This is a genomic window from Streptomyces sp. NRRL F-5727 (genome assembly GCF_000719555.1).
Taxonomy (GTDB): Bacteria; Actinomycetota; Actinomycetes; order Streptomycetales; family Streptomycetaceae; genus Streptomyces.
Genome location: NZ_JOGX01000028.1, coordinates 34,744 through 49,317 on the forward strand (window position 1 = coordinate 34,744; position 14,574 = coordinate 49,317).

The 14,574-nt window shown below is 75.1% G+C and carries 12 protein-coding genes; 3 read left to right on the forward strand and 9 right to left on the reverse strand.

What is annotated here, in order from left to right; all coding sequences use genetic code 11:
- The first annotated feature begins 39 nt into the window (after positions 1-39).
- Entirely contained in the window at positions 40-660 is a 621-nt protein-coding gene (locus IF73_RS0120015; protein WP_031009923.1) for a DinB family protein, read from the forward strand.
- A 3-nt stretch (positions 661-663) separates the two neighbouring features.
- Here IF73_RS0120015 and IF73_RS39110 read toward each other — a convergent pair whose 3' ends face one another.
- Complete coding sequence (locus tag IF73_RS39110) at positions 664-2,841, reverse strand: SpoIIE family protein phosphatase (RefSeq protein ID WP_037879778.1); 2,178 nt, start codon at positions 2,839-2,841, stop codon at positions 664-666.
- 113 nt (positions 2,842-2,954) lie between these two features.
- Positions 2,955-3,446: an SSI family serine proteinase inhibitor gene (locus IF73_RS42055; protein WP_078868158.1), complete on the reverse strand. Its 492-nt coding sequence runs from the start codon at positions 3,444-3,446 to the stop codon at positions 2,955-2,957.
- Positions 3,447-4,288: 842 nt separating this feature from the next.
- Between IF73_RS42055 and IF73_RS0120030 the strand changes: the two genes are divergently transcribed.
- Positions 4,289-4,861, forward strand: coding sequence for a carboxymuconolactone decarboxylase family protein (locus tag IF73_RS0120030; RefSeq protein WP_031009928.1), 573 nt, complete (start codon positions 4,289-4,291; stop codon positions 4,859-4,861).
- On the opposite strand, the gene IF73_RS0120035 is transcribed toward IF73_RS0120030, so the two are convergent.
- From IF73_RS0120035 to IF73_RS0120065, 7 genes are all read right to left on the reverse strand, one after another.
- Positions 4,862-5,380 (reverse strand): GNAT family N-acetyltransferase, encoded by a 519-nt coding sequence (locus IF73_RS0120035; protein ID WP_031009930.1) that lies wholly within the window; start codon positions 5,378-5,380, stop codon positions 4,862-4,864. It abuts the gene before it with no gap.
- Positions 5,377-5,985, reverse strand: a complete 609-nt coding sequence (locus tag IF73_RS0120040) for an isochorismatase family protein (protein ID WP_051717047.1) — start codon at positions 5,983-5,985, stop codon at positions 5,377-5,379. Before IF73_RS0120040 ends, IF73_RS0120035 begins: the two co-directional genes overlap by 4 nt.
- Before the next feature lie 149 nt (positions 5,986-6,134).
- The gene (locus tag IF73_RS38725) at positions 6,135-7,769 is read right to left on the reverse strand and encodes a trypsin-like serine protease (RefSeq protein ID WP_051717048.1); all 1,635 of its coding nucleotides are present in this window, start codon (positions 7,767-7,769) and stop codon (positions 6,135-6,137) included.
- A 131-nt stretch (positions 7,770-7,900) separates the two neighbouring features.
- Complete coding sequence (locus IF73_RS0120050; RefSeq protein WP_234338283.1) at positions 7,901-8,368, reverse strand: hypothetical protein; 468 nt, start codon at positions 8,366-8,368, stop codon at positions 7,901-7,903.
- Positions 8,369-8,528: 160 nt separating this feature from the next.
- Positions 8,529-8,927: a hypothetical protein gene (locus IF73_RS37790; RefSeq protein WP_037879781.1), complete on the reverse strand. Its 399-nt coding sequence runs from the start codon at positions 8,925-8,927 to the stop codon at positions 8,529-8,531.
- Entirely contained in the window at positions 8,924-12,451 is a 3,528-nt protein-coding gene (locus IF73_RS0120060; RefSeq protein WP_267883590.1) for an ALF repeat-containing protein, read from the reverse strand. The genes IF73_RS37790 and IF73_RS0120060 overlap by 4 nt, the downstream gene beginning before the upstream one ends.
- A 539-nt stretch (positions 12,452-12,990) precedes the next feature.
- Positions 12,991-13,986, reverse strand: coding sequence for a helix-turn-helix domain-containing protein (locus tag IF73_RS0120065; protein ID WP_031009943.1), 996 nt, complete (start codon positions 13,984-13,986; stop codon positions 12,991-12,993).
- Positions 13,987-14,065: 79 nt separating this feature from the next.
- Between IF73_RS0120065 and IF73_RS0120070 the strand changes: the two genes are divergently transcribed.
- Complete coding sequence (locus IF73_RS0120070; protein ID WP_063833455.1) at positions 14,066-14,422, forward strand: hypothetical protein; 357 nt, start codon at positions 14,066-14,068, stop codon at positions 14,420-14,422.
- The last annotated feature ends 152 nt before the right edge of the window (positions 14,423-14,574 follow it).

The window sequence follows — 14,574 nt, forward strand, 5'->3', positions numbered from 1 at the left end:
GGGTACGGGCGTCCCGTCCCCGCGCAACGGAGCCCTCTCATGGCGATACCCGCCCGACTCTCGCCCCTGCTCGCCGAGTTCGACTTCGCCCGCAAGCGGCTGACGGACCGTCTGGCCGGGCCGGTGGTGGACAGCGGCAACGGCACGGACGTGCCGGTCGGCCCGCTGACCGACGCCGAGTACCTGTGGGAGCCGGCGCCGGGCTGCTGGTCGGTACGCCGGTTCGCCGACGGTCCCGGTCCGGCGGCCGCGCTGCTGACCGGTACCGGCGACTGGGGCCGGGAGACCGCCCCGTACCCGCATCCCGTGCCGCCGCCCTTCACCACCCTCGCCTGGCGGCTGACGCACCTGAGCGAACTGCTGGAGCTCCGCGCCGACCACACCAACGGCACCCGTTCGCTGACCCGCGACGACTACCGCTCGGCCGGCGACGCCGCCACGGCGACGGCCGACTTCGACCGGGCCGCCGGGGCGTGGCGGGAGGCCCTGCTGTCCGTCGGCGACAAGGAGCTGGACACCGTCGGGCACTGCTCCTACCCGCACGGCGGCGACGCGGAGGAGCCGTTCCTGGAGATCGTGTGGTGGGTCAACCAGGAACTCCTGCACCACGGCGCCGAGATCGCCCTCCTCCGCGACCTGCACCGGACCCTGGGCGCCTGACGTTCAGCCGGTGGTGCGGGCCAGGACGAGCGCCACGTCGTCCTGGGCCGGGTCCACGAGGAGCCGGCCCAGGACCCCGTCGCAGACCTCCTCCAGCGGGCCGTCCGCCCGGCCGAGGGCGAGGCCCAGCTGGCGCATCCCCTCGTCGAGGTCGCGGTCCCTGGCCTCGATCAGCCCGTCCGTGTAGAGCACGAGCAACCCGCCGGGGCTCAGCGGGAGTTCCTCGGTGCCGAAGTCGTGCGCGCCGGTGCCGAGCGGGGTGCCGGGCGGTCCCTGGAGGAAGGACACGGCCCCCTCGGGGGTGACCACGGCGGGCGGCAGGTGGCCGGCGCGGGCGATCGTCCAGGTGCCGGTGGCCGGGGCGTGCACGGCGTACAGGCAGGTGGCCATGGTGTCCTCGCCGAGGTCGGCGACGACGGCGTCGAGGGAGCGCAGCATCTCGGTGGGCGGGATGTCGTGGCGGGCCAGGGTCCGGACGGCGGTGCGGAGCTGCCCCATGACCGCGGCGGCGTGGATGCCGTGGCCCATGACGTCGCCGATGACGAGGCCGGTGCGGCCGCCGGGCAGCTCGATCACGTCGAACCAGTCGCCGCCGACGTCGTGCGCGCTGGCGGGGAGGTAGCGGCCGGTGAGTTCGAGGCCGGTGACGGCGGGCAGGGCGCTGTTGGTGAGGCTGCGCTGGAGGGCGAGGGCGGCGGCGCGCTGGGTGGTGTAGAGCCGGGCGTTGTCGATGTTGAGCGCGGCGCGGGCGACGACCTCGTCGATGAGCACCGCGTCCTGGTCGTCGAAGGGTTCGCGGCTCTTGAGCCGGGTGACGGTGACGGCGCCGAGGACCTGGCCGCGGGCGACGAGCGGCACGGTACGGGCGGAGCCGATGCGGGTCGACAGGTACGTGCGCAGCGGCTCGGCGGCCTTGCCGGGGAAGAGGACCGGGATGTCGGCGGCGGTGAGGAAGGTGGGCCGGCCGTCGAGGAGGAGCCGCTCGTACGCCGATCCGGGGGGCAGCTGGAACGTCTGGCCGGGGCTGAGGAGCGGGATCGGCGGCACCGGTTCGGGGAAGACGGCGGCGATCCGGCGCAGCACGCCGCGGGAGGAGACGGCCGGGTCGTCGGGCTCCAGCACGGATTCCAGCATCTGCACGTCGGCGGAGTCGGAGAGCTGCGGCACGAGGAAGCGGACGACCTCCTCGCCGGTCTGCCGCAGGTCGAGGGTGGTGCCGATGCGCGCCCCGGCCTCGGAGAGCAGCGCGAAGCGGTGCCGGGCCCGTTCGACCTCCAGGTGGGCCTCCTGGCTCTCGGTGATGTCGACGAGGGAGGCGATGAGCCCGAGCGGGCGCCCGGACCGCCCGGTGTCGGCGGCGCCGTCGGCGTGGGCGGCTCCGTCCGGGTGGTGGGTGTGGGTGTTGCGGGAGGTCACGGTGCCGGGGACGGCGGTGCCGGTCTGGCCGAAGCGGGTGCCGCGGTCGACGAGGGGCGCGTAGGAGCAGGACCAGATGTGGTCGCGGCCGGGGTCGGCGGGGGTGCGGCCGACCCGGCGGGCGTCGATGACGGGCGTACGGGAGTCGAGGACCTGCCGCATCAGGGACTCCAGCGAGGCCGCGTTGACGCCGGGCACCACCTCGGTGAGGCGGCGGCCGACGTGTTCGGCGGCGCTGACGCCGTTCATCCGGGCGAGGGCGTCGTTGACCCGCAGGAAGCGCAGGTCGGGGCCGAGCAGGGCGAGCCCTATCGGCGACTGGGTGAAGAGGCTCTCCATCGCGGCGAGGTTCTCCCGCATCCGCAGGACCTCGGAGGTCTCCACGGCGATGAGCATGGCGCCGGGCCGGCCGGTGGGGTCGGCGGCGGGCACGATCCACATCTCCATGGGGACCGTGTGCCCGTCGCGGTGGCGCACCGGCAGGGTGCCGACCATGGTCTCGCCGGCCTGGACGCGGCGGGTGAGCCGGTGGGCGAGCTCCCGGTTGGCGTCGGGCACCAGGAGGGGGGTGGCGGGCAGGCCGAGGACGTGCTCGGGGCGGTGGCCCAGGAGGTCCTGGGCGGCGAGCGACCACTCGACGATCCGCCCCTCGGCGTCCTCCCGCCACAGGGCGATCGGCAGCAGTTCCCGGAGCACGCCCGCGTCCCCGACGGCCGCTCGCGGCGGCTGCGGAACCCTGCTCGGCGACGACTGATGAGCGTCCACGCATCGACCTACGCATCGGCCTGGCCCCGGGGGGCGATCCCTACCGAATCACCCTAGCCGAGGTGCCGTCGGGGAGCTTGCGTGGCGCATCCGTCCGGCCCGGCCCCGCGCGGTCAGAAGGCGAAGACGGCGCCGGTGCGGGCGTTCAGCTCGCAGGTGTTGCCGTACTGGCGGGCGAAGGAGACCGGCCGGCCGTGCCAGACGCCCTCGGCGCGGACCTCGACGGGGTCGTAGAGGAGGGTGCACGCGGTGTCGGAGTCACGCTCGACCCGCCCCCTGGTGGCGTCCAGGTCGGCGCAGGCGGCCTCCGCCCGGGGGTGGTCGCCGCCGGCCGGGTCGCAGTGGAGGGTGACGGTGCGCGCGGACGGCGCCGCCGGGGCGGTGCCGTCCGGCGACAGGGCCGTGGTGGCGGGGACGGGGCCGGTGACGGTGAGCCGGACGGACGTGGCGGCCGGTACGACGGACGGGGCGGCCGGCGCGTTCGCTCGGTCGGGGGCGCCGGGCTGGGCGGCTCCGGGCGCGGCGGCTCCGGAGGTGGCGGCTCCCGCTGTGGGGGCGGCGAGGAAGAGGGCGGCCAGCAGGGCGGCCGGGAGGTGTGTGTTCATGCCCGGCCAACGATCCGCGGGGACCAACGGTCACCGTCGGGGACCCGGGGCGCGGGTGGCGGGGCGGGCCGGGGCGGTGGCGAGGACTCGCCGCGTGCGGGGTGTCCTCGCGACGTGAAGTCGCCGCGGGCGGTACCAGGCGGGCGGGTGGTGCGGGGCGGCAGAGTGGCCGGTTCCGGCAGGTCGCCGGGGGCTGGACGTTGATCCGTACGGGTTCCACGGGTTCCCGGCGGAGTCCGGACGGCTGGATTCCGTCGATGGTCACGCAAACAGGCCATCGGTTGCACAGGGAGTGATCGTCGCTGGTGGCGTGCGTCTGGCACCCTCCCGCACGCCCTGGTGACGGTGATCTTTGGAGCGCACCCTGGTCCACGGGAACGCGAACGGGAGGGGCGGCGGGTGGGGCGCGACAGGGGCGGGGTGACGGACGGGACCGGCGGCGGCGCCGACGTCTGTGTGGTGGGACCGGGCCGGTCGGGCTGAGCCTGGCGATCGGGCTGCGCCGGCTCGGCACGGCGGTGCCCCGACCTGGAGCCCGGTGCGGCGGCGCCCCTCGAGCACGGAGACCGCCCGCATGCCCGGCCTGCGGCTCGCCCCGCGCCGTCGCGCCGGCTCAACCGCGCCCGGTTCAGCGACCGGCTCGCCGCCCGGCTGCCGCTGCTCCGGCCGGGCGCCCGCCCGCTCGTCGAGGGGGAGTACGCCCCGGACCGGGTCTTCCACGGCCCGTCCCGGCTGGTGCCGCGCGCCCGGGACGCGCGGGCCGCGTGACGGCCGCCGAGGTGCCGGGAACGATCTCCACCCCCTCCGCGTTATACCCCCCACGGGTATGACGAGGAGGAGCCATGACCACGACCACGACCAGCGCCGCCGCCCGCCGCCTGCCGGCGCTCACCCCCGACCAGGCCCAGGGGCGGGCCCGGGAACTGCTCGCGGACATCGTCGAACGGCACGGCTCGGCCGGTGAGATGGTGTCGACGATGGCCAACTCGCCCGCGGTGATCGAGGGTTACCTCAGCCTGTCGCGGGCGATGAAGCGGGTGAAGATCCCGCGCGCGCTGAGCGAGAAGCTGTCGCTGGCGGTCCAGGAGTGGATCGGCTGCGGCACCTGCCGCGAGGCGCACGAGGCCGCGGGCCGGGCGGCCGGGCTGAGCGAGTCGGACATCGCCCTGGCCCGGCAGGGCACCTCCGTCGACCCGCGCGAGGCCGCCCTCATCGGGCTCGCCCTGAAGGTCCTCGCCGAGCCGAGCGCGCTCGGCGACGCGGACGTCGCCGAGGTGCGGGCCCACGGCTGGAGCGACCGGGTCGTCGCCGAGGTGGTCGGGGTCGTCAGCCTCAACCTGCTCACGGGGGCCTTCAACCTCCTCGCCGGCATCCAGCCGGACGCCGCCGAGGAGGGCGGGACGGCGGAGGGCTGACTAGACCGGGGGCCGCAGGTCCTTCTCCATCAGCGTGAAGGACTTCGGCGGGCCGCCGGGCTGCGGCTTGCCGTCCTTCCGGCCGACGGTGCGGTAACCGGCCCGCTCGTAGTAGGCGGTGAGCTTCGCGTTGGCCGTCAGGCAGTCCAGCCGCAGGCGGGTCCGGCCCGCCTCGGCAGCCCGCCGCTCCGCGGCGGCCAGCAGCAGCCGTCCGGTGCCGGGCGGGGCGGCCCGGTCCACCATGAGCCGGTGGACGTATCCGGCGACCGGCGGCTGCGGGCCCCAGGCGGCCTCGTCGTCCCACCACAGCTCCCAGGCGCCGGCGACCCGCCCGCCGCTCTCCGCGAGCCAGACCTCGCCGTGCGCCATGATCCGGCGGAAGTGGTCCTCGTCCAGCTCGCCGGGGCGCCACTGGCCGGTGATGCCCCGGGAGAGCATCCAGCGGGCCGCGTCGTCGCGGAGACGTACCAGGGTGGCGAGGTCGGCCTCGCCGGCGGGGCGATGACGGAGCGCGGTCATGCGCCCGATCCTCGCACGGCGTTCGCGGGGGCCCGCGGCGCGGTGAAGGCGACGGCGGCGGCCGGGACGGTGACCTCGGCGTCGGAGCCGAGGGAGTAGGCGGCGACCCGGGAGACCACCGCCGCGGGGACGGCGTCGGCGACGCCGGGGACGGCAGGGCAGTCCTGGGTGGCGTGGGCGTCGTACGGGACCACGACCCGGTAGCCGAGGGCCAGCGCCGTGCGGGCGGTGGCCTGGACGCACATCTCCGACATCACCCCGCAGACGGCGACGGCCCGGCTGCCGTGCCCGGTCAGCAGGGCGCCGAGGCCGGTCTCCTCGAAGCCGTCGTCGTACGGCTTGCGGATGACCGCCTCGGCCGGGCCGGGCACCACCGGGTGGTACAACTCCCAGCCGGGGGTGTGGGGTTCGTCCTCCGCGCCGGGCGGCCCGTCGTTCTGGAGGTGCACGACGAGCGCCCCGGCGGCGCGGGCCCGGGCGAGCAGCGCGGCGGTGCGGTCGACGAGCCGGGCGGCGTCGGGCACGGCGCCGTCGCCGGTGACGAAGGCGGACTGGACGTCGACGACGACGAGCGTGTCCACGGGCGGGAGGGTCTGCGCGGTCATCCGGGCATCATCACGCGCCCGCGGCCGACCGTTCCACGGGGTTTCCGGCCGCCGCTCCCGGCGTCACCACCGACCACCCGCCGAGACCGCGCGAAGGGGGGCGCCCCGCGGCACTCGTGGTGCCGGGGCGCCCCCCTTCCGCGTCGGGGTCAGCCGGTGTACGTGGCGGTGATGGCGAGGTTGCCGGGGGCGGCGGGGATCCCCACGAGGGGCGCCGGTGCCGGGGTGGTCCAGGTGCGGTCGGTGTGGCGGGTGGTGTGGAGGAGCTTGCCGTCGGTGGTGGTGACGGCGAGCTGGAGCTCGCCGTTGACGGCGGCCGCGGAGACGGACTTGGTGGTCACCGTGCCCAGGACGCCCTTGAGGTCGCCCCAGCCGGCCCAGCTCCCGGTGGCGTTGCGGATGGTGTGGTACTGGCGGGTGCCGTTGTCGGCGGCGATGACGAGGTGGGTCTCGTCGCCGGTGCCCGCCATGCTCAGGGAGGTGACCGGTCCGGTGGCGCCGACGGCCTGCGCGACATCGCCCCAGGCGGTCCAGGTCCCGGTCGTCTGGCGGATGGCGTGGTACGCCTTGCCGCCGCTGACGATGCCGACCTGGAGCTCGCCGCGGACGCTGGCGGTCGCCGCCGCGGTCACGCCGGTGAGGGAGCCGTTGATCTGGCGGAACGGCGTCCAGCTGCCCGCGCCGTTGCGGACGGTGTGGAACGCCTTGCCGTCGGCGACGGCGACGACGTGGAGGTCGTGGCCGATGGAGACGGCGGAGACCTGGGTGAGGTTGCCGAGGGTGTTGGCCACGGCGAACACGTTCCCGAAGGCGCTCCAGGTGCCGTCCTGCTTGCGGACCGTGTGGAAGAGTCCGCCGCCGGTGCTGACGGCCAGGACGTGGGTGTCGCCGTTGATGCCGGCGGCGGCGGTGCTGCGGATCCCGCCCAGGTCGCCGACCTTGGCCTGGAGGTCGGTGTATCCGGTCCAGGAGCCGTCGGACAGCCGGACGGCCTGGTAGAGGCCGGTGCCGGCCTGCACGAGGGCCTTGGTCTGCCAGCCCGGCGTGGTCGCCCGGACCCCGTCGATCCACTCGCGCAGCCCGTCGGTACGGGCCGCGACGGCGCCGGTCCGGGTCTCCGCCGGGTCGCCGCCCAGGCAACCACCCTGGTAGGAGCGGCTGTTGACGCCGACCAGCTCGCCGGCCGCGTTCAGGAGCGGCCCGCCGGTGTCGCCCTTGCAGACGGCGTCGGTGCCCTTCCCCGTGATGGTCAGGGTGGTGGCGTCGGAGGCGTTCAGGGTGAACGCTCCGGTGTGGGCCTTGCCCGGCACCCACTCGGTCCTGGTCCGGCCGAGGCCGACGGCGGTCAGCTCGGCGTCCGCCGCCGGGGCGGCGCTCGCCGTCACGATGCCCGCGGGGCCGGTGGCCGGGGTCTTGAGACGGGCCAGGACGAGGTCCCGGTCGTCGCGCGGGACCAGCTCGGCGACCTCGATCCGCTTGCCGTCGCCGAGGGTCACGGTGGACTTCAGCGCGGGCGCACCCGCCGGCAGGGTGGTGCCGGGCGTCGCGGCGAAGCAGCTGGAGGCGGTCAGGACCCACGAGGCGTCGACGAGGGAGCCGGTGCACCCGCGGCCGGTCGCCTCGTCGCCGACGTCCAGCTTGACGACGGAGGTGTGCTGGCCGGCCACGGCCTCGGGGCCGGAGACGGCGTGGGCGGCGCCGGCGGGGACGAGGCCCGCGGCGACGGCGGTCGTGGTGACGAGCAGACCCGAGATGCGGGCGGTGCCCGGACGGAGTGCAGACATGTGCGGTTTCCTTCAGGAACGGGATTCGGAGAGCGGATGCGGCGGAGTTCGGTCGTACGGCGACGGGACCGGTGGTCCGCCGGTGTCACGGGGCACGACGGGGCCCGGGAGAGCCCCGCGGTCGGTGCGGTCTACTTGGAGACGCGGATCTCGACCAGGACGTGCTCCCGGCCGTCCACGGACTCGCCGACGCCTTCCCAGGTCTTCGCGGGGATGTCGTACTCGACACGGTCGCCCTCGGCGGTCATGGCCAGGTGGGTGTTGACGGAGTCGTCGGTCCGCACGCCGTGCACCGACGGGATCTCCAGGGTCAGGTAGCCCGTGTCGGCCGTGACCTTGAAGCACACGTCGGCCCGGTCGCGGGCGAGGAACCTGAGGAGGTTCACGTCGCTCCCGCAGTCGGCGAGCACGATGTGGCCGTCGCCCCGCTTCAGGACGAGTCCCTGCTCGGCCAGGATCCTGTCGGCGTCGGGGTAGTTGTAGTCCTCGATGGCGTACCCGGGTCCGGTCTCGGCGACGGGCTCGCTGTGGGGGGCGGCGGCGGGCCGGCCGGCCACCACGGCCCAGGCCAGCGCACCGGCCACGGTCACGGTTCCCATCGTGCGCATCCATGCCTTGCGGGAGTTCATCACAGTTCTGGAGTTCCTCGAAGTCGGATTCGACGGGGCGGGGAGGGTTCTCCACCGCCCCTTCTGGTCAAAGGGGTTGGTCAAGAGGGAGTTGGAGAAGGACTCGCCGTACGGTGGCGGCGGGCGGCCGCTACGGCGCGGCCGCTCTGGTGAGCCTCGGGGAAGGCGGCCCGTCCGGATCCGGACGGAACTCCACGGCGTTCCCCCCGGTCGGGTAGAGCTGGATGCCGGCGATCCGGCCCAGCCCGCCGCCGTCGACCGACAGGTAGACGAAGTCGCTGCCCGCCCGGTCGCCGAGCCACTCCCACCGGCCGCTGAAGTCGGCGGGGCCGGAGGATCCGTCCGTCACCACGTCCACGGCGGAGAACGTCCCGTCGGAGTCGAGCCGCAGCTCGGCGCCCGTCCCGTCGTCGCGGTACACGCCGGGCAGCGAGTCGGGGTCGACGGTGCCCGCGCATCCCGCGACGAGCGCCCCGACGGCGGCGAGGAGGGTGCCGAGCCGCCCGGCACCCGTCCTTGCGGGTGTCACGGACCCAGCGTGACGTCGAACTCGATGACCTGGGTCTTGGGCGACATCGGGCCGGAGTCGCCGACGATCCGGTCGACGAGCGAACCGACGTTGTTGCTCCACCAGTCCGTGTAGCCGACGACCGGGGGGTGGGTCGCGGACTCGATGTCCGACTCGTTGAAGGCGGTGTACCGCCACACCACGGAGCCGTCCGCGTTCTTCCGGATGGGCGTCATCCGGACCTGGTGGGAACCCAGGAAGGTGTACGCGAGGTTTCCCGTGAGGCCGGCCGTGGTGAGCGTCCCGTAGTCCTGGAGGTACTTCCACGCGCCGTCGAACCCGCCGAGGGAGTAGTCGTACTTGAGCGTGTGGCCCAGCTCGTAGTTGCCCGCACGCGTGCGGTCGGCGAAGAAGGCGAGCGCCTCCCGGGTGTGCTCGTGGTCGCGGTAGATGCGGGTGAAGTCGTCGTTCGGGCCGAAGCACTGCGACGTGGGGCCGGTGCCGGTGAGCCAGTGCCAGCCCAGCTCCCACGGGGTGGTGCCGTTGCCGGACTCGATGGGGCGGCCGAACGGCGTCAGGCAGCTCTCGGCGCCCTGGGGCAGGCCGTTCGTGCCCGGCTTGATGGGGGTCGTCGCGTTATCCAGCGCCTTCTGGATCGCCTCCTGCCGGGCGGCGTCGAGGACGAGTTCCTTGGCCTTCAGCGCCGACTGGGCGGCGGCGGCGGCGCTCGCTCCCGCCGCGAGCGCCGCCTGGCGGGCCGCCGCGGCCGAGGCCGCGGCGTTCGCGGCGTGGGAGGCGGCCTCGGTGGCGGACCGTACGGCGCGCGTCGCCGCGCTCCGGGCGACGCTGCTCGCCTGCCGTGCCGCGGCGGCCGCCTGACGGGCGGTCTCGGCGGAGCGGGCGGCCGCGGCCGCGGACCCCTCGGCGGCTTCGGCGTTCCTGCGCGCCTCCTCGGCGGACAGCTTCGCGGCCGCGGCGTACCCCTTGGCGAGCTCGGCCCACTCGGTCGCCTTCTGGGCGGCGTCGCGTGCGAGGGCGGCCGCCTCGGAGGCCCGTGCCGCGTTCTCCTGCGCCTCCTGGGCCGTCTTGGCGGCGCCCGCGATCATCGCCCGGACCGCGCTGATGTGCGTGGCGTGGTCGTGGTCGATGCGCGCGAACTCGTACTGCGTGGTGGCGACGAACTGGCGCAGCATGTGCGTGTCGCCCTCGAGGGCGATCGCGGCGGCCGCCTGGACGTAGGGGCCTCCGTTCGCCAGCAGGGTGGTGGCCGCCACCTCGTCGTCCTCGCGTACGGCCTTGGCGCGCTCGACGTGCAGGAAGTCGTGCAGGGCCCGGGCGGTGCCCGCCTCCAGCGCGGCGACGGCCGCACGCCGCACGGCGGTACCGGTGGTCTCGTCGGCCAGGACCGTGGTCACCTCGACCCGGTTGTCCTCCTTGGCCGCCTCGATCGCCCCGCTCTCCAGGAACGTCCTGATCCTCGCGTGGTCCTCGGTCTTGAGGGCGTCCACCGCGGCCAGCGCCACGTTCTTCGTGGAGATCGCGGCCATGGCCACGACGTTCTCGATGTTGTCCTGCCGCAGGGCGATGAGGCGGTCGACCTCGATCCAGTGCGCGACGTCCTCGTCCGAGCCGGCCAGCGCGAACTCCGCGGCCTGCCGGGTCCACGTGCCCGAGCGGTCGACGAGCTGGATCGCGGCTCTGCGCCCGGCCGCCACGGCCTCGGCGGTCCGGCCGCCCGCCAGCGCGGACTCCGCGGAGGCGATGAGCGCGAGCAGTTCCGCGGACAGTCGCGCCTCCTGCGTCCGCTCCCGGTTGTACCGTGCGAGCTGGTCCGTCTCCGCGGCCTTCGCCAGTTTCGCCTGCTCGATCGCCTCGGCGGTCTCCTCGGCCAGCCGGGCGGTCTCGGCGGCGCGGGCCGCCTGCTCCACCTCGCGCGCCTTGTCGACCGCCGCGGCCGCCTTGTTGGCCGCTTCGACGGCCGCGTTGGCGGCCTCCGTCGACCGGTTGGCGTAGTCGACGGCCTGGCCGGCGTGGTTCGCCGCGTCCAGAGCCCGCGCGGCCGCCTTCTCGGCGTGATCGGCGGCGCTCTCGGCCGCTTCGCGCGCCACGTGGGCGGCGGCGGCCGCCTGCCCGGCCAGTGAGCGGGCCTTGGCCGCGGCCTGCGTCGCCCTGGCGGCGGCGGCCTCCGCCACGGCGGCTTCCCGCTGGGCGACGGCGGCCTCGGACTGCGCGGCGCCGGAGGCCACGGCCGCGTCGGCCGACGCCCTGGCGGCCGCGGCCGCGTTGAGCGCCGATCCGGCGGCGGCCGCGCCCGCGGCGTCGGCGGCCTCCGCGGCCATGGCCGCGATGCCCGCCTTCTGGGCGACCGTGCGGACGTACTGCACCATGGCCGTCGCGGCCTGGGCCGCCGTGCGGGCGGCCTCCGCCATCGAGGCGTCCTTGGAGGCCGCGATCGCCGCGTGGTAGGCCCGAGCCGCGGCGCGTCCCGCCGCGGCGGCAGCCGCGGCCGCGGCCTGCGCGGCGGCCACGCAGCGCTGCGAGGCGGCCTGCGCGGTCTGCGAGGCCGACACCGCGGTGCCCGCGGCGGCCGCGGCGCCCCTGGCGGCCTGAGCCGCCTTGTTCGCGGCCGCGGCGGAGCGCTGGACGTCGGCTCCTGCGGCTTCGGCCTCGGCCTTCGCCTCCAGCGCCGCCTTCTTCGCGTTCTCCGCGGACTTGACCGCCTGCTCGGACAGTTCGACGGCCTCGTCCGTCTTCCGGCCGGCGCGCTGCCCTTCCGCTTCGACGACCTTGACCAGCTGCTGGATCGTGGCCGTCTCCTCGTCCCGGGCCCGGGCGATGTACTGGCCCGTCTCCAGGAACCACCGGATCGCCCGCGGCGACCCGTCGTCCAGCGCCCGCTCCGCGTACAGCCGCACCTGCGGCGACGCCGTCACCAGGATGGACGTCACCCGCACCCGCTCGTCCTCCTCCTGAGCGGTGAACTGTCCTCCGCTCAGGAAGGCGCGGAGCGCGAAGTCCGAGCCGGCGTCCAGCGCGGCGGAGCCCTCTCGCTTCACGGCGCGGGCACCGTGCGCCATGACCGTGGTCACGGCCACCCGCAGGTCCTCGCGCACCGCGGTCCGGAACCCGTCCACGAGGTACGCCTCCACCGCGGCCGAACCGCCGGACAGCGCCACACCGATGCTTTCGCGGGTCGCCCTGCCCGCCTTCACCAGGGACCGCGTGAGCGTGACCCTGTTGTCCTCCGCCCGGGCCACGGGCAGTTTCTCGCTGAGGAACGTCGTCACGTCCGCGGCGCTCCCCACCAGGGCCGCGGCAGCCGCGGCGCGGACGGCGCGGCCGCCCGTCCGGTACGCCCACACGACCCGGCCCCGCTCGGTGTCCGGCAGACCGGAGCCCGCGGGCAGGGGGGCGGCTCCGAGCCCCTCCGCCGCATACGCGGGGCGGGTGAGCACGGTGCACTCCGGGAGTGCGCAAGCCGCTGCCACCCCCGCGAAGGCGGCGAGCATCTGGCGTCTGCTGAACTGTCGTGAACGCTGAGCCATCACGACTCCCTTCTGCTGCGGTGTGATCCCTGCCAGGACGTGCTCCCGGCCCGACGGACCTCGTGGTCGGCGGCCGCACCCGGTGTCGCGTCGGACCCCACTCACGGGTCCCGCGACGACGTGTCCTGCGGCGTGCCCGCCGGGTCACGCTTCGCTCCCTGGCGGCGATCACACTTTCGGCGTGCGGGCAGCACCGGGGGAAGGGGTGGGGGATGGCCGGAAGCGTCCCTGGCCCGATCGGGCCGGACGGGCTTCCCGTCCACACGCGCACCAGCTCCGGAGGGGGAGGCCGGCCGTCGGCCTGGACGCTTGCGGTCCAGGCCCCTTCAGGCCAGCGGGCCCGGCTTCCGCGGACGGGGTGACGCGGAAAGACTGGGGTGCGCCCGGTGGCACCGACGACACGGCTCACCGCCGGACCCGCACGCCACGAACCGCTTGCTCAGCCATACCCTTCCGGGATCACCATGCCTGTTCACCCCGCGGCGGACCGCCCGCCGCACCCCACGGCCGGCCGGGGCGATCCCGCCGAGCGGGCGGCCTCAGCCCTCGCGCGCGGGCAGCCATCCGTGCTGCACCGCCCGGACACCCGCCTCGAACCGGCTGCGCGCGCCGAGGCGTTCCATGAGGTCGCTGGCGATCCGCCGGGCGGTACGCGTGGACACCCCGAGCCGCTTGCCGATCGTCTCGTCCGTGTGCCCCTCGGAGAGCAGGGAGATGAGGGCGGCCTCCTGCGCGGTCAGGCCGTGGACGTCACGGACCGGGGTCTCCCCGAGCGGGAGCGCCGCGGCCCACACGCTCTCGTACAGCGCGCACAGCGCGGTCAGCGTTCCCTGCCCGGTCAGCACGACGGCACCGCCCGCGGTGTCCTCACTGCTCACGGGGATCACCGCGGTCGACCGGTCCACGATGATCAGACGGGTGGCCAGCGAGGCCGCGGTGCGGACCTCTCCGCCCAGCGAGGCCGTCCAGCGCGCGTACTCCACGGTCGGCCGATGGTGGCGGACGCTGTCCAGGTACACGACCCTGGTCCGCACCCCGCGCCCCAGCAGCTCGGCGTCCAGGGGGCGCGACGCGGCGATGTTCTCCTCCGTCTGCGGGCCTCCGGGGGCGAAGGTCATGACCTCGTGGCGGACTTCACGGGTCAGCCGGGCGAGGCGGTCCCGGATCTGGTCCAGGCCGATCAGCTGCTCGACTCCGGGGCTGGCGCCGGCCGGCCGCAGGTCGGCGTACTCGGAGATCAACTGGGCGGCCGCGGCGCGGGATGCCTCCAGCCGCTGCTGCTGGGCGGCGATCTGGGCCTGCTGGCGGGCCATCAGGACTTCCATCCCGAGATCGGGGGAGACCGCGCGCAGGCCGCCGCTGTCGGCGGAGGGCCGGACGAGGGCGAGCTCGCTGAGGACGTCGAGTCCGTCACGTACCTGCTGTTCCGTCGCGCCGACGCGGGCGGCCAGCGCCGCCACCCCGCCCCGCGGATCGGCCAGCATCGCCCGGTAGACGGCTTCCGCCATCGTGTCGAGACCCAGCGCAGACAGCATGTGTTTCCCCCGGACGTGCTCGTCTCCCACCCAAAAGGATCATCATATGCCCGCAGCGGGAGGGCGGAAGGAAGGGGTCATGTACCTCGTTCACGCGCACTTGCGACCGCCGGACCGGGGTGGCGAACTCCCGCCCGACGTGCGCGCCCTCGTCTACGGGTGCGCCCGGCCCGAGGACGGCGTGGAGCACGTCAGCGTGCACGGTGCGCCGTCCTCGGCACCGGTCATCGGCCTCTTCCTCCTGGCCGACTCGCTGGCCCGGGCGGAAGCGAGCACGGCGGCCGTCTGCGCCCGGCTGCTGGAGAGCCGCCCCGAGTTGTCGGGCTGGACCCTGCTGCGCGCGGAAGCCCCGCTCATCCCCATCGACGGACAGCTCGACGAACAGATCGACGGGCAGATCGACGGACAGCTCGACGGACAGCTCGACGAACAGTGAGAGCCGCCCCCGCGTCGGGTGGACACAAACGGCCGCTGCCGTTTCCGTCCACGCGCCGGCTCTTCCGCCCCCGCCGGCCCGCGGCGAGAGTGGTTCCCGCCGGGACGGAGAGCACTCCCGAAGGCACCGGACCGGATCGTGCCACCGCGGGG